The organism is Desulfotomaculum sp., assembly GCF_982386235.1.
This window is the reverse complement of sequence record NZ_CEVWQM010000001.1, coordinates 182725-198823: the sequence shown is the minus strand read 5'-3', so window position 1 is coordinate 198823 and position 16099 is coordinate 182725. Positions and strand designations below refer to the sequence as shown.

General features: G+C 33.5%; 14 protein-coding genes. All 14 read right to left on the bottom strand.

Annotation, left to right across the window (positions count from 1 at the left end):
- Positions 1–6 precede the first annotated feature (6 nt).
- Positions 7–855, bottom strand: coding sequence for a tyrosine-type recombinase/integrase (locus AC1U9Z_RS00975; RefSeq protein WP_479955300.1), 849 nt, complete (start codon positions 853–855; stop codon positions 7–9).
- A gap of 161 nt (positions 856–1016) precedes the next feature.
- Positions 1017–1601, bottom strand: coding sequence for a hypothetical protein (locus tag AC1U9Z_RS00970; RefSeq protein ID WP_479955298.1), 585 nt, complete (start codon positions 1599–1601; stop codon positions 1017–1019).
- A gap of 71 nt (positions 1602–1672) precedes the next feature.
- Complete coding sequence (locus AC1U9Z_RS00965; protein WP_479955296.1) at positions 1673–2530, bottom strand: hypothetical protein; 858 nt, start codon at positions 2528–2530, stop codon at positions 1673–1675.
- Between the two features lie 210 nt (positions 2531–2740).
- Positions 2741–3550, bottom strand: coding sequence for a virulence-related protein (locus AC1U9Z_RS00960; RefSeq protein WP_479955294.1), 810 nt, complete (start codon positions 3548–3550; stop codon positions 2741–2743).
- A 102-nt stretch (positions 3551–3652) separates the two neighbouring features.
- The gene (locus AC1U9Z_RS00955) at positions 3653–4336 is read right to left on the bottom strand and encodes a class I SAM-dependent methyltransferase (protein ID WP_479955292.1); all 684 of its coding nucleotides are present in this window, start codon (positions 4334–4336) and stop codon (positions 3653–3655) included.
- A 100-nt stretch (positions 4337–4436) separates the two neighbouring features.
- A complete protein-coding gene (locus tag AC1U9Z_RS00950) occupies positions 4437–5681 on the bottom strand; it encodes a site-specific DNA-methyltransferase (RefSeq protein WP_479955290.1) in 1245 nt (414 codons plus the stop codon).
- 647 nt (positions 5682–6328) lie between these two features.
- On the bottom strand, positions 6329–6739 hold the full coding sequence (locus tag AC1U9Z_RS00945) for a hypothetical protein (protein WP_479955286.1): 411 nt from the start codon (positions 6737–6739) through the stop codon (positions 6329–6331).
- 74 nt (positions 6740–6813) lie between these two features.
- The gene (locus AC1U9Z_RS00940; protein WP_479955284.1) at positions 6814–7047 is read right to left on the bottom strand and encodes a hypothetical protein; all 234 of its coding nucleotides are present in this window, start codon (positions 7045–7047) and stop codon (positions 6814–6816) included.
- 472 nt (positions 7048–7519) lie between these two features.
- On the bottom strand, positions 7520–9613 hold the full coding sequence (locus AC1U9Z_RS00935) for a hypothetical protein (protein ID WP_479955281.1): 2094 nt from the start codon (positions 9611–9613) through the stop codon (positions 7520–7522).
- Positions 9614–9642: 29 nt separating this feature from the next.
- Complete coding sequence (locus tag AC1U9Z_RS00930) at positions 9643–9834, bottom strand: DUF5659 domain-containing protein (protein ID WP_479955280.1); 192 nt, start codon at positions 9832–9834, stop codon at positions 9643–9645.
- 152 nt (positions 9835–9986) lie between these two features.
- Positions 9987–13220, bottom strand: a complete 3234-nt coding sequence (locus AC1U9Z_RS00925; protein ID WP_479955278.1) for a hypothetical protein — start codon at positions 13218–13220, stop codon at positions 9987–9989.
- A gap of 67 nt (positions 13221–13287) precedes the next feature.
- Complete coding sequence (locus tag AC1U9Z_RS00920) at positions 13288–13566, bottom strand: hypothetical protein (protein ID WP_479955275.1); 279 nt, start codon at positions 13564–13566, stop codon at positions 13288–13290.
- A 647-nt stretch (positions 13567–14213) separates the two neighbouring features.
- On the bottom strand, positions 14214–15302 hold the full coding sequence (locus AC1U9Z_RS00915; protein ID WP_479955272.1) for a DNA cytosine methyltransferase: 1089 nt from the start codon (positions 15300–15302) through the stop codon (positions 14214–14216).
- Between the two features lie 18 nt (positions 15303–15320).
- Positions 15321–16088: a DNA-methyltransferase gene (locus AC1U9Z_RS00910; protein ID WP_479955270.1), complete on the bottom strand. Its 768-nt coding sequence runs from the start codon at positions 16086–16088 to the stop codon at positions 15321–15323.
- Positions 16089–16099: the final 11 nt, after the last annotated feature.

The window sequence follows — 16099 nt, the reverse complement described above, 5'->3', positions numbered from 1 at the left end:
GCTTGTTTACCACTCCAAGGCTTCCAATGCATCTACCTTGTCCTGCTCAGTTGTGACGGTATATAGATTAGTGGTCATAATGTTATCATGTCCAAGGATTTGCTGAATAGTAGTAATCGGAATATGCTTCTTGACTAGCTTATAACCAAGTGAATGCCTAATTTTATGGGGAGTTACTTCAACTGCCACTCGTTTCCCATACTTTTCTAGGATCAGGTTAATTGCATTCCTTTTTAATGCCCCACGCTGGCCTATTAATAGCAAATCACTGTCATCTGCTGGTCTTACTGCCAAATATTCCTGAATTGCTTTTCTGGCATCCATATTTAATGGAAGTGTTCTGTTAACATTGCCTTTGCCAATTACCCTTAACGATCCTTTGCGTTCTGATATTTTTATATCTCTAAGCCCTATATTACACAACTCACTGACCCGAAGACCTGTAGCAAGCAAAACTTCTATTATACATATATGAAGGGGATTACGGTTCCGGTGTATCTCAGCCCTGAGTTTCCTTAGATTCCTTTCATCTAAGCCTTTATATTGCCGGCAATCACGATTCTTGATTGCTTTGATATTTATATCAATCGGAGTTATGCCAGTTTCATAGAGCCATTTACAAAGGGCATTAATGCTGGCAATCTTCCGGTTAGCGGTAATTATTGATTTACTTGAATTAAGCAGATCCTTTTTATATTCAATGGCATCCAGTTCTATTAGTTTATCAAATCCGCAGTCTGTCCTGGTACTGTACCAGCCTATGAAAGCCTTGCTGTCCCTAATATAGCAGCTAATTGTATTCTGACTACGTTCTTCCCTCTTTAAATATAGCTCAAAGCCCGATAAATCAAGCACATGAACACACCCTTCCTTTATTTGGTGTGTCCATGATACCTCTTTAGTGCCTTAAGTCAACTGGAGACATAAGACTAATTATGGATTTAAATTAGGGTGATTATTGGTAGATTTAGCCCTTATATTGGGCATTTATCTATAGAAAAACTGACGACATAAGATTATTCTTCAATTACATCTTTAGCGATAAAGCCTTCTTCAACTTCCTCTATTACTTCAAGCTCCGGTAGAGTGGCAATCCCTTCATCTAGTATATAATAGTCAGCGTCAATAACTTCATCCTTTATCATTTCAAGGAATACCTTTTTCCTTTCTTCTTCCTGAGCCTTGGTATCAAATACAATTTCCTTCCTATCTCCCCACTCTTCCTTTTTACGGTTCTTTAGCCAGAACGCTTGAGCAGTAGGGTTAGGTGGCATATATTTTTTGACCTTTTCAATTCGGGTACGTTTCTTGCCATTTTGATCTTCTTCAATAATAGTTTTGATTTCTTCATATTCATAACCAAGGGCAGTTTTAAGAAGTGCATTTTCTACACGATGATCCATAACAGACTTGCCCGCAGTAACTATGTCATTTAGCTCACTATGTTCCTTTAAATATGTGTACCAAGTATCAGGACTTATGCCTAATAGTTGGCTCATTTCTTCATTGGTTTTTCCCTGCATACACCAATCCCGAATCTCGGACAATCTCGGAAAAACATTGGTTAACCACTTAGTATTATTTTTACTTCTTGACCCCATAATCACCTCACCTCCTAAATGAAAAAGAGCTTTGTTATCAGCTCTGTAATTAATTCTTTATTGGTTAAAGGCTACGAACCCAATGTTGGTAGATACATATCAATATCTTTTTTAACAATTGGTAGCCATTCATCGTATTTGATAAGGGATTGGACAAGTATTTGATTTCTAATAGCAATAATGGGTATTCTCTTGTATTTTCCAAATGCGTAGCGAAAATATTTACCCTTTGATCCAGTAATACTTTTCTCAGTCCAGGAATTATCCTCTGAAATAGCCTTTGCAATCTCAAAACCTGGAATACTAAGAAATACTAAACAAACCGGCCTTACCGCAACATGTCCCTCTAATGATGAAAAAGCAATTTTTCTTAATATTTTATTTGATAATATTTTATTTGACATCCCATCTTTTTTAGAATGAAAAGGGATTAAATCCATACAATATAATTTCCCCATGTCTTTATGTAATTTAAAAATATTATCTTTGTTTACTTGGCCATGTTTCTTCTCCCATTGAATCTTCTTTGTCTTCAAAGAGGAAAACATTTCTGTAATTATTGCAGTTTTTGTCCACCAAGGAGATGTCTTTTTTCTCCCACAATTAGGATATACGTCATAAAAATTTTCAAAAAAGCTAATATAATTATCCACGGACTTAAGTTTGTAACTATTTTCATAATAATTGTTTTCCTCATCATAACCGGGATTTACACCAACAATGATAATTTTATCAGAAGGGGAGCCTCCATGCCCAAAGGTGGGTAGATGATCAGCTTGTAATCTGTAATCACCAGTTAACCCTAAAGACTTGTTTAGATTTTGCTGTAGTTCACTATAATCTTCACGATTATGATAAACATCTGTTAGGAAACTTAACCTTTTCTCCTTATGACCATAATTAAGTAGTCCATTTAGCAAGTTTTTCAATTATTTCATCTCCCCTAATTACTATAAAATTAGTATTTTACGTTATACCTTCTAGTCTACCTAATTGATTAATAGCACTAGTGGCAATTACTAGGCTATGTTGACATATCCACTTAAATAGATTTATTTTAGCTTTTTTCCAATTAATTAAATATACAACAAAAAGAGCTTCAATCGAAGCCCCTTGTTCTATATCTTTATGTATATTATCTAACTGGTTTCTAAGATCCTCTCTTGTTGAGATGTATCACCTGATCCCTCCAGTTCAGCAACAACTTCAACAACCTTCTCCGGTTTCTTCCCACTTCTAAACGCCGAATTACCTTCCAACCTTTCAAGCAATACTTTCCTAGCCATCTTATATTCATTTCCCACCATACCAAGCCTGATTAAAAACAGCCTGAAGGTAAACTTATCGTTGTCGGTATCCTTGGCTTTAGCCGAAGCATGTTTTAAAGCCTTAGCTTGCTGATTCAATAATGCTACAAACTGGGTATAAGCCGTTACCTTTTCGGCACTCAATTCGCCTTCGAAAAATTTAAAGGTAATGGTGCCATTGTTAAAATCAAATTTAACCCCTGGGCAACGATCTTCTCCAATACCCCCTATGGCTGTTTTAAAATCCTCCAAGGTTTCCATTTTGGCTTCATTAATACCTGTGCAAAAATCATCTTCAACAATATTTACTGTAAGCCCTAATGATTTCTTTATAAGTGCCTGTTTGCTGTAAATCATATTAACCAGATTCCTCAATGTAATTCCGGTATGCCCTTCCATCGGAACTGATACTTCAAAAGTTGTAGTTTCTGTAGGCTCTATAATTTCCTGCTCATTCCCCGAATTCAGTAACGATTCAAGTTCCACTTCATTTCCTTCAGAATTTGTAATCTTTCCTTCTCGGTCAACTGTATAAGTCCCCTCAACTGTTTCAATCTGATAAGCAAAACTTGGCACGCCCATGTACTTTGCCTCTACTCCAAAATGTTCGCCTAATAATTTTATAATTTGTTTTCTCTCCATAATAAAAACCCTCCATTCCTTGAATTGATGTACCATCACATTAATCACTCTGTGTGGACATTAAATCAAGTTAAATGAAGGGATTAGATAATGTAATGATGATTATTTCCTTCCAAATAGAACTACAAAATTGAAATATTTGTAAATGCAGTCTACGTCTAAAAATCCTACTTCTTTTAGCCAGCAAACCTGATCTTCTAATGTAGACATTTTATCTAATTTTGTCCTTTCATAACCCGAAAGGATTTCTTCTTTTGATAAACCGCTGTTCTCAACTTTATGTTTCCAATCTCTTTTGTACAAGGATTCAATAAAGGGAGTTCCGCCAAGAACTTGGTCTGCATTTATAAAAACCCCATTTTCATTTAAGATTGAATAAATATTATTATATAGCTGCTTTTTCTCTTCCTCTGTTAAATGATGTATTGAAAGTGAAGAAACAATCACATCATATTTTTGATTAAATTGATGTTTGGTATAGTCATCAATTATATAAGTAATATTGGGTTTATCTTTAAACCTTTCTTTTGCTACTTCTAGCATTTTCTCTGAGATATCAATTAATGTTAAGTTTGCATTCGGATATTTCTCTGAGATATAAAAAGATAATAATCCTGTTCCTGCTCCAATGTCTAATATATTAGGACTTTCAGAATTGGATTTGGCAATTGATACTGCAATTGAATAAAAATCTTCAAAACATGGTATAAATTTTTTCCTTTGGTTATCATATTGATTAGCATTTTCATTAAATTTAGCCTTTACATCACTGAATTTACTATCCATAGAACACCTCTTCAACTTTTTCCTAATAATAACAGGAACAAATTTAATATTCAATCTGATTAAAAGAATATCATTTAAAATTAGTCAAACTTTCCAATAACTACTGCTCCTGCTTTAAATCCGAATACCTAATCCTTTCCCCATCCCTCAAAACAAAAACATCGGCATCACTGCCGACTTTATCAATGTACCTATTCACAATAACATCACAATATTTTGGATCAAGTTCCATTGTGCAGCAAATTCTATCTGTTTCCTGACAAGCAATTAATGTGCTACCACTACCGCCAAAGCTATCGAGAACCAATTCTCCAATCTTGCTAGAATTTTTAATTGGATAGCAAATAAGGGGTACTGGCTTCATTGTTGGATGAAATTCATTTCTGAAAGGTCGATCAAACTGCCAGAGAGTAGTTTGCTTTCTATCGCTATTCCAATAATGGCTACCAGTAGGTTTCCAACCAACTAGCACAGGTTCATGCTGCCACTGATAATCCTGCCTACCCATGACCATAGCCTGTTTTGCCCAGATACAGCATTGGGATAATTTGAATCCAGATTCTACCATAGCCTTTCTGAAATTTAATCCTTCTGAATCAGCATGAAAGACATAAATGCTGGCTCCATCCTGACTTTCCTCATACATTCTGGAATAGGCATCAAAGAGAAAATTATAAAAGCTATCATTGTCCATTTTATCATTTTCAATTTTTAAGGCATCTTTGGTCTTGCCAACATAGTCCACATTATACGGAGGATCAGTTACAATTAAACTAGCTTTTCTGCCATCCATTAAAATAGCCATATCCTTTTTATCCGTACTATCTCCGCACATTAGCCGGTGCTTACCAAGTATCCAAATATCACCCTTTTGAGTAATAGGTTCATCTGGTAGTTCTGGTTCAAAATCATCATCCTCGGAGCTATCATTTTCATCCTTTGGCATAAATTCATCCCATAGCTTCTCTGCTTCAGAAAAATCAAAGCCAGTAAATTCTACATTGTAATCCTTCTGTTTTAGATCATCCAGCAATTTTGCCAAGGATTCATAGTCCCACTCACCGGAAATTTTATTTAAAGCCACATTTAGTGCTTTTTCCTTTGTCTTATCGATATCAATGACAATACAATCAACCTCGGTATAGCCTAACTCCTTCAAGACCTTAGCCCTTTGATGGCCACCGCAGATCGTCATATCACTATTTACAATTATCGGCTCTACATAGCCAAACTCAGTAATACTGTTCTTTATCTTTTCAAATTCCGCATCTCCAGGCTTTAAGTCTTTACGGGGATTATATTCAGCAGGAATTAAATCTGATATATTTAACTTTTTAAACTCCATATAATTCTCCTTTCAAAAATGGCATAAAAAAACTGCCTACTCCGTCAGAGTACACAGTTTGGTAAAATTTCTATCAAGTATTATTATTCTGCTTCTTTATAAATGTTTTGCAATAATTTGATTGTTTTAGGAAACAAAAAAACCTATGAGGCAAGTCTTATAAAATGAATACTTAATAATTATATTTATATAAAATTACTAAAGATTATGATATACTATCTATGTGGTTAGCATCTGTACCACCAAGAGTTATGTATTTGTGAGAGGTTCTTCTTCTAATTCTTTGTTCTCACAAGTCCATGAAAGGAGGTGGACGGCATATGGATATTATTATTTTTGGTGCTCTCGGCACACTATGCGGTGAATTGATGTATTTATACATAAGAACCAAAATGGGAAAATAAAAAGAGCGTCCTGAGAAAACGCCCTAGCCACACTTGAGAGGTCTTGCCCACCTCTCACTTAATTTTATTGTATCATAATTGATTAGGATGCACAAGAAACATAATACTTAAGATATAGATATTAACAACTATAAATGATCACCTGAAATTTATTTTGGTATATTGTTGTTATCATAGACTTTACCTAAGGTTTGGGAACAGGCCAAAATGATTTTCAAATGTTATTTTATGTAAATGTTCTCCTTACTTGCTTATCCAAAAATCCCTCAGCCTACCCCTTTTATTTGTAATCAACTCTATAGCCAAGCACCCAAAAGCCAGAGCAAAATATATATCACCAAGATTGGCTATGTAATAATCCCCTATGGGTATAAAGTCTCTGCCCCCTCCGAATATTGCTAAATCTAAAATGGTACTGCTACCACAGGCCAGAATAAGGATTAAGAAATTACTAAACCAAACTCGTTCACCGTATAGCTTGTTGTATTTATAACCGATTAGAAGCATAACTCCGGCAAGTATAGTTCCATATACTATCTGTAATTTTTGGTCAAAAAAACCGGGATTTATTGCATACCACACAGAATCTTGATAATGACATCTGGTTATCTGATCTATTAGTAAAAGAATAAAAAATGCTAATAGTTTTCTCATTACTATCCATCCATAACAATTGATTTTGTTTTTTAGGAATCAGACTAATAATTTCCATTTCTGCAGCTACTACATTAATCCTTCTTTATTGCTGACTTGTTTTTTAATATTTGTAATTCGTAATTTCCAAAATCCATAAGATTAAGCATATAGCGCAACTTCACACTTTCATAATCCTTTTCACCATGTTCATTAATAGTATACAATTCTCCATTTTTACAATAGATTTCGTAACCATCCCTTATTGTTACTTTCCTAATCATAAACTCCTTCATGAACTTTGATAATCTTTCGTATGTATATAACATAATTTATTACTCCTCTCATTTTTGGTTAATAATTTTTCAAAATAAAAACTGCCCATTTCATAGAAATAGACAGTACAATTTCATTAAACATTTTTACCTTTCTAATACTAGCTAATATGTTTCTTATTGGGGGACTTATAACCATCCTTGTCAGTTTGTTCGCCTGAAGTCTCACAAACTAACAAGCCTGCGCCCGTCCCCCAAACCCCCTGACGCAAATTAAATCATCTTATCATTTTATTTCCTTAACAATAAATCTAATCTTGGGCTACCTACTATTCTCTATATAATTAATAAGGAATATGGGGTATCCCAAAAATTTACCAAAACTTCAAATTATAGAATCACCTATAAATCCTTATAATTTCTACCTTGAAGGCTAATCTATCGGAAAAAGTGTATTAATCAATAATACAACTTATCCATGCCATATGCCTTAAACACATATAAAACAATGCTTGATAGGCATTTATTATTTATCAACCTTTGGTAAATTTTTCTTAAATAACTTTTTGGCCTTATTATATATGATAGAATTTGTTGCTATGAAATTTATAACTTGTATGTTTTGTATTTCTCGATAAACTGTATCTGGTTTATAGCAAGATTCTAGAGCATCCTGTAAATCCTTTAGACTAATTTCATCTCCAGCTTTCATCTTCTTTAGTTCATTTATTATGGCAAACCAGCAAGTACCTTGTTTAGAGACAGTGGCATTATTAATTCCATTAAAATATTTTGGTATCCACTCTCTTTTCTTTATAGCAAAATGTTTTTCTAATTCTTTAACTAATCCAAGCTTGTCCTCAAATAACATATAAACATTTGCTTCCTCACCTTCTCTTACACAAATCCTGCCAATTTGCTGAATACAATCTATAGTATATTCACTAAGTGCAGTAATCTCTGAATTACTACTACCTATGGCCAATGTCTTATTAGTATAATAAAGTTTTCCTTTATTTAACATCCCAACAAATACAATGTTTTTATATTTCCTAAAATCATTAACTCCTGTAGTGGCCGCACCAAAATGCCTAATAGTATAGAGCTTGGAATCTAAATTAAGAAACCTCAAAACATAATTAATATCCTCTTCCAAGTTAAATTCATTCCCATATTTGTCTATAATTGACTTAAAGCAAATAATTAATGTTTTTTCATTGGTTGAAATAATTATATCCTGGATTTCTTGAGCAATCAGGTTAACATTCATTAAATAAAATTCTCTATTACCTTTATAAACTCTATACTGCTTCTTTTCTTTGTCGGATTTAGTATTTTTGCTAAGAATCAAAGAGCTTTTAGCTGTCTTTTGCGGACTATGATATAAATTAACTTTCCCTTTAGCTGTTTCATTAAGACCATCTAAAAAAACAACATTACTTTTTTTATAATCCTCATCAAGCACCTCTCCGTTTCTAGCACTTGTAGCATCTAGTATAATTGTTTTCTCAAAGTGTTTTGTATAATTTTCAAGGTTGATATACCTAATATAAGTAAATTGCTTTTTATCTTCTTTTCGCCAATTCCGGCTAGTTGTACCTCCATAGTTTATAAATTTTTCTACTGCCGCCAAGCACTCTATATGTTCATAATCTTCTATTAAAATCCCATAAACTGTAGGATTAAACTTAAATTGAGGATTATGTGGTGGTATCTTAACAATTGATCCATCAGAACGTTCTGGATACTGTAATTGACTTAGATATGAGCCAATTCTTTTAAATTCTTCTTTCACTTCATCAGCTAAATTAGATTTTCCGACTTTTGTCAAAATAGCTTCCCATTGATCAAGTAATACATCTCCGATATCCTTGGTTTCAATTTTTTCATCAATAATTAAAACCTTTCTTCCGGAAATAGTATTATCAATATTTTCTAGATCATTGCTTAGAAACAATCTTTGATGAGTTATAACCATTGACGGGTGATTGGCAACTGTCCACCTGCTTAATTTTGCGCCACATGTCCTTGTGCAATTCAAACATAAAACTGGCGAATATTCTCTATAATGGTCAGGTAATTTACCAATAAAACCCTTCTTTTCATTGGGGTCTTCATATTCAACACAATCTTTATAGTTGAACCCTCTAAGCAATCTAGCTATAAAAAGGTCTTCTTGTGGAAACTCATCAGCAATTCCAAAGTCTTTATAATTTTCCATATCCCCATAATACATTTTTTCTAACTCTTTTTTGGGGTCGACACTCCATTCTATCAATACTCTTGGCAATTCATAATCTTTTACTCCAACATCAATACAGAAATCTCTTCCCTCTTGAAGTGTTCGTTTAACAATAACTGTTGAAAAATCTTTATCAATTTCGTAAATATATTTTATAAACTCCAGCAATAATGTTGATTTACCCTGGCCAATATCAAGATTGACAACAATTGGCTTGTCAACATTTACATCATTTAATAAAAGGCTTGCAAGTTTTTTTAAGTTTTCTTCATGCCTTCTAGTAATATCTTTTCCTATTCTGTTCTTAAAGTTATTTATGATATTTTTTACATGAGTTGTATAGCCAGGTATTGGGATAACCAATTCCTTAATATTCATGCTCTCCATATGTCTTGCGCCCCATTCTACTACATGCCTATATGGTCTTTATAATAATTGTACTTACCCATTACTTCTCGCAGTCTGGGAGAATCCTTAAAGATAAATATTTTCCTACTAGAATCCTTTAGGTCAGGCTTAACATTTAGACAATGAAAGCGGTTAAACATTAACCAACCAGCCATTCTTCCCTGCGTAATTACTATTGTTTCATTTCCCATAAATAATTTTGACCTCCATCAATTGTAGTAATAATTTTTACATTATTCCACAAAAGTGGGTCGGGACGACTTCTACTTGGTGAAAACGAGGCAAGGGCTTTAGCCCGTAGCCGATGTTTGAACCTAGTAGAAGCTTGCCCACGTTAATAATATTAAACAGTTATTTCTGTCGCAGTTAATCCTAAACTTTTCTTATCAACTTTTACTAATATTTCAAATTTAATACTGCTACATTTCAATAGGCTATATTCATTAATCTGATAGAACTTATCAAATACTTCCAGCATTTCTTTGCCATCTTTTAATAAAATAGGCTTATTATCAATTGCCTTAACATCAAAAGTTACCTGGCCATTTTCCTTCAATTCGGTTTTTATTAAATTGACAACTCCATTATCAAGAATTTTGGCTCTTACATCAGTCTTTACATCTATAATCTTCAGGCGTTTTTTCTCCTCAAGGTTTAAGTTTTTAACTATATCCCTATTATCAATGGCATCAGCCGGAATCTTTTTGTATTTTTCATGAAGGTAAGTAATATCTCCTTCTGGGTCTTTTTTATAAACATATCTTATAGGTGAAAGCTTCTCGTTAAGATAATAAAACACCGAGAAGAAAAGATTAATTATGAAATCCTCTGTGCAATTCTTCAAATTGCCAATGGCGTTGGCAATAGTGGCTATATCATATTTATTTTGAATTTGCTCGGCTTGTGGATTGTATTTGGTATCTACTTCCTTATATTTTTTTATTTTCTCAGCCCTGAAGGATGCTATAGCTTCATTATGCAAAACCTCTTCCCAATCGCTCCAGTTAGAAGAATTAATCATGTCCTCCCTGTCCTTGTTTTCCCTGTTGCATCTTCTACTACACTCTTTATTAATGGCCTGTCTTTCATCAGTGTAATTTTTATATAATGCTTCTATCTCTTCAAAACAAGCAGTATATTCCTCTTCCTTATAATCAGCATTAATTAATTTCTTCTGAATAAGGTCTGCTTTATTGTCAAACTTTTTATATGTTTTATGTATTACATCCAACAATTTTTCCTTTAACTTTTTTGAAGTGCTATCTAAAAGCCCAAAGGTATAGGTGTACTGCCCACGCACAACATTATTTCTGTTTTCTTTATATTGAAGGAACCAAGCCTTCCTCCCATATTTCTTATTAATAATCTCCATATCGGCCTTGCTCGGAAAGTACAATGTTTTGGGAGCATCAATGCTGACCATAGCATTATAGAGGACAACGTATATATCCTTCTCATTATCAAAAAATCGCTGTCTGATATATTCCTTGTGCTGATCACTAGATTCATAGACTGTAAGCCATTCTCCGCTTTCTTTTTTTTCTTTAACATAGGCTTCTTTATCTTCAACTTCGTCAATCTCAGAATACATAACAAATTTTTTGTTGACGGTATCATAGTAATCCAGCGTTTCCTGGCTGTTTGAGTTTATGCTGGCACTTTTTAATGCAATGCTGCCAATTAAGTTTCCTGAAGCCCTATAGGTTGCTAAAAATCTGTTTTCTGGAGTATATTGCATTAATTCTTTATGCCCATCGTCTTTATTGATAAAATATTTACCATCCTTAGGGGTTACTACTGCATTCCTAATAATATCGGAGTCAACTACAGTACAAGCATCTCCATCGGAATCTGCTGATGACATTAATTGGTAAATATCACTTTTTTGATTAAAGTAAATTAGTTCACGGCATGGACTCAAGTAATTATCCAGAAATGGACTTCTTACAAAATTGACATTATGTACTTCACTATAGGCACATAGTGGATTTCTGGCAATTGTTCTAATTTCTCCATTATTGCAATCGGCACTATAAAATTCTCCTGCTTTTAGCCCATTCTCACCTTGTTCTCTTTTCATAGCAAAATTCATATATGAAATCGGATCTACTGCAATGTACTGATATTTGGCTTTTGCAGTAACTTTACCACAGGCAAGTTCCCGGCATTTCTTTTCAATAAGCCTTGCTAAGTTGTTTTTAACATATTTTAGATGGATAAAATCCTCAGAAACGCTCAGTAGTTCCTCGCTTTTATTAACCACATTACTGGTGATACTTTTTAATTCGTCTTGAAACTCTTCACTTTCTTCGTCATCATGAGTAACTATATTTTTAAAGAATAGCCTTATGGTATCAATATTGATAAGCCATTCATCTTTTTCACTGTTCTTTTCAAAAGGTTTCAGTATTTTCCGGTAAGCCCTAACATCTTCTTTTAATAATTCAAAGTAATCCTTTTTGCTTAAAGCAAGAGCAGTTATCAACTGGTAATTTAATCTCCTATAATCGGTAATATCCTCATCTTTTTTATTAACCTTGGTCACATACAGTTTTCCGATGATATCTTTATACTTAGGGTCTACATTAGCAATTCGTTCTTTGTAAGTGCTGAAACTCTCACCTTTTTGGTCGTCATAATATTTGGCAAGTTTAACCATACTCTCATTTAGAAGTATTGTTTTATCGGTAACTGGTTGCCACTCTTGCCACATATCAAGCAGATAGTATGTGCCGTCTACCTTTTTGCAATATTCGGTGTCTCCTTTACAGAAAACATTTAAAAAATGGATAATATCAAACTTGGTAATCATGCCTTTTATGCCAATTCCATAGCCCCTAATGATTGCAAATTCAACGGGATAGTCCAGTTTCAATTCTTTTCTAATCTGATTGAAAACTTTGGGAGTGGCAATGGCTCCTCCGTCAAAAACATCTATATCCTGGTCGAAATGATAATCCACCAAGTTATAATTTACTTGGTCTACCATGTTGCCTTCTTTGTCTTTTACCTGCTCAGTAAACTTCTCCACCGTTTTGTAATCTTTGATTATGTGAAATTGGGGCTGAGGTAAAACAATAATGTCCGGCATATCCCCTGCCATATAACAATTGCTTGTCCCAAGGGAAAGTCTGCTTAACACATCCTTGTTTATGCATATTTCGGCCTTACTATCTTCTATCTCCTTAAATTTACCCAGGCTTATTAAATCCTCAAACTCTTCTGAGAATTTATTATAGTCCTCTCGGATGAATATAGTTTCGCACTTGCCATAATTCCTCTCGGCTTTCATTCCTCCGGTAGTTGCAAACCAAGCGAAGTACTTATTGTTATTAAAGGTTAAGCCATTTTCCCATTCTTCTTTGGCTTCTTTTTCGGAGCCGGGTAACATTACTTTTATCATTTCATCTATTAGTTGACCATTTTGTATTTCTTCGTTTTTATAACATTCAAGAGCAATCGTGAGAAAGCTATCTGTTAGCATTATTTCATTTTCTTCTAGGTTTTCAGAGGATATTGTCCCTTCTGAAATACTTGACCTTCCGAAGCTACACATTTTAATCTGTTTGGCCTTCATATGTGTTGACCCCCATATATCAAAAGAACTGAAAGGTTGGCCTTCAGTTCAAGTAGTCTTCAAAAATTTAACTCTCATCCTCATAAGTAAGTGTGGGGTTAGAGCCTTCCTTATTTTCTAAGTAATTAATCCACATTCGTATATGTTGGCTCATTGTATCAATAGGATTGTTAGTAAGGGCTCTTGATTTAAAGTCAGGGTCATTCAAAAGAAGAATTGCAATCTTATCAATTAATTGTTTTCGTTCAGAAGTACCTTTTGCCGTTTTTTCAATGACCTCATTTTTTATTATCTCCCAAACTATTTTCATACCTTCAACTTTTTTCCATCTTACATTACCTGGCATCTTACCCACTCCTTTAATCTCCCATGTTTCACATCATAAGTTGATAGTCTTTATTTTATTCCAAAGGCTTATACCGATAGTATAATCCACAAAAACAAAAACTGAGGAAATATTCCCCAGTTATATTTTACAATAGTAGAGTTGTTTTTTGAATTGTTTAATCAGTTCTTTTAGAAAGTATATCCTATGGATGTTTATTGGATGGAAATTAGCTTTTTTTATATTATTTGAAGAATCCCCACCAAACAAGTCTTTACCTTATACTTTATTCCTAGAATAATCTCTATTCCATCTTGGATATCACAACAATCAATTTTGTATATTGGTTCATCTCTATGAACCACTTTCAGGCTAAAAAAATTACACTATTATTAAGCTACTACTAGTTCCAACAGCTTATCTTCATCTGGCGGATAACGTATTCCTTTTTCAATTTTGCTTATGTATGCAGGGTCAATATCAGATTCAATAGCCAGTTCACATAAGATTATACACTGTTCTTTTCTTTCTAGGAGTTTTCCAAATTTTACTTCATTAACTTAATTTTTCACAGCTCTTTAAAATATAAGCGTATTCGCTAATTTCTAACATCATTGTATACGTAAAAAGAGTCCATTCAATTTTAATTTAAAAAGAACAGTGCAAACCTATTTAACGTCAAACTTATCATCGCTGGTCATTTTCTTTAAAAAATCATTTATAATTACCTCAGCAATAGCTTTCCCTAACAAAGGAGGTACTGCATTACCAACTTGTTTCATTTGAGATGACTTTGGCCCCCAAAATATAAAATCATCTGGAAAAGATTGTAATCTTGCTGCCTCTCTTACTGTAATACATCTATCCAAATGATAATGAGTAAATCTTCCAGATGACGGTGTATCAAACCTAGTGGTAATTGTTACTGTTGGCTCATCAATAATAATTCTAGACCAAGTCCCACTGTAAATAGATTTTGTTAGTAGCTCGGGTGGTAATACTTCTTTTCCCATGCCTACAGGAATTAGTTTTAATTTTTTAATCGTTTCTTTTGAATGATTTGTAGCAACGTGATTGTACAATTTTGCTGAATTCTTCCTCATTATTTTCTGATAATTTGTTAATGGTGGATTGCGATATTCCTGTACCTCCTCTCCTTCACCAGAGTTAAGAAACTCCAGATCACTTAAGGCATCATAAGCTGTAGTTCTAACTTCATCACCAATTGGTAAATCTGGTGGAGTATTATTATACTTACCAAGGATGAATGCCCTTCTTCGATATTGTGGTAACCCAAAATCCACAGCATTTAATATTGTATAGGTTATTTGGTATCCTATTTCGTTAAAAATATTTTCAATTTCTTTAATAAAATAGCCATTTTCAGTTGTAATTAAATTAGGCACATTCTCCATTAAAAAATACATGGGTTTTAAATATTCTACAACCTTAAAAAAGTATCTGAAAAGGTAGTTTCTTTCATCATTAATAGTTTTTCTAGAACCTTTTTGAGAAAAACCCTGGCAAGGTGGCCCTCCAATTACAATATCAATTTTATCTTTATATTTATTAAATATAGATCCTACATCAAGTTGTATAATATCATCATTAATCATTTTTGTATTTATATGGTTTTGGGAGTAAGCATAAGCAATATCCGGGTCAATCTCATTAGCTACAATGATATCGCAACCCGCTTGTTGAAAACCATATGAAAGCCCACCCACTCCAGCAAATAAATCAACTACGCTCAACATTCCAACTTGCCTCCGCTATTAATTGCACTTAATTATTTCAAACTTATATTGTTGAGCTGATTTCTCGTCTCCAATTCGTTTTAGTGCAATATCAAAATATTTATCATCTAATTCTACTCCGATAAAACTTCTATCCAACCTCTTTGCAACAACGCCAGTTGTCCCGCTTCCCATAAAGGGGTCCATTATTGTGTCACCTTCATTTGATAATAATTCAACAAAGTGTTGCAAAACTTTCTCAGGCTTTTGAGTAGGATGCCCACCATATTTTTTTTCGGAACCCGGTGTTAAAGAACTTTCAATAAAATCATGAATAGCCTTCCCTTGATTATTGAAGATCCCTGTTTTGGTAACATTTGTAAAATAAATCCACCCTTCAACTGAGTTTATAAAGTGTAAATTCATATTTCTTGGCATTGGATTAAATTTATGCCAAATTCCAGTAGTTTTATAATACAGCTTATGTTTTTCTGCCAATTTGATTATTGATTCAACTTTAATAAGGGCCATGAACATAATCATTGACCCTCCTTTTCTTAGAACCTTATGAACCTTATGAAAAAAGACATCCATATTTGTTTGCCATTGTTCATAATCTAGATCATCCCAACCAGCAGCTCCAAAAAAATTTTTTCTAAGCTGTTTAAGATTAGTATCCCTATCCCGCATAAAATTTGCTAAGTTATAAGGTGGATCAGTTATTATAAGATCAACACTGTTTTCCGGAATATTATCAAGAACTTCTAAGCAGTCTGCCTTAAACAACAGCATTTTTGAATTGGCCATCTCCATTTTTC

Bases quoted from the DNA above. Each gene is read 5' to 3' on its own strand.
- AC1U9Z_RS00960 (WP_479955294.1), bottom strand. From the start codon at position 3,550: ATGGAGAGAAAACAAATTATAAAATTATTAGGCGAACATTTTGGAGTA.
- AC1U9Z_RS00915 (WP_479955272.1), bottom strand. From the start codon at position 15,302: ATGTTGAGCGTAGTTGATTTATTTGCTGGAGTGGGTGGGCTTTCATAT.
- AC1U9Z_RS00920 (WP_479955275.1), bottom strand. From the start codon at position 13,566: ATGCCAGGTAATGTAAGATGGAAAAAAGTTGAAGGTATGAAAATAGTT.
- AC1U9Z_RS00910 (WP_479955270.1), bottom strand. From the start codon at position 16,088: ATGGCCAATTCAAAAATGCTGTTGTTTAAGGCAGACTGCTTAGAAGTT.
- AC1U9Z_RS00930 (WP_479955280.1), bottom strand. From the start codon at position 9,834: ATGGGAAATGAAACAATAGTAATTACGCAGGGAAGAATGGCTGGTTGG.
- AC1U9Z_RS00925 (WP_479955278.1), bottom strand. From the start codon at position 13,220: ATGAAGGCCAAACAGATTAAAATGTGTAGCTTCGGAAGGTCAAGTATT.
- AC1U9Z_RS00935 (WP_479955281.1), bottom strand. From the start codon at position 9,613: ATGAATATTAAGGAATTGGTTATCCCAATACCTGGCTATACAACTCAT.
- AC1U9Z_RS00970 (WP_479955298.1), bottom strand. From the start codon at position 1,601: ATGGGGTCAAGAAGTAAAAATAATACTAAGTGGTTAACCAATGTTTTT.
- AC1U9Z_RS00955 (WP_479955292.1), bottom strand. From the start codon at position 4,336: ATGGATAGTAAATTCAGTGATGTAAAGGCTAAATTTAATGAAAATGCT.
- AC1U9Z_RS00945 (WP_479955286.1), bottom strand. From the start codon at position 6,739: ATGAGAAAACTATTAGCATTTTTTATTCTTTTACTAATAGATCAGATA.
- AC1U9Z_RS00940 (WP_479955284.1), bottom strand. From the start codon at position 7,047: ATGTTATATACATACGAAAGATTATCAAAGTTCATGAAGGAGTTTATG.
- AC1U9Z_RS00950 (WP_479955290.1), bottom strand. From the start codon at position 5,681: ATGGAGTTTAAAAAGTTAAATATATCAGATTTAATTCCTGCTGAATAT.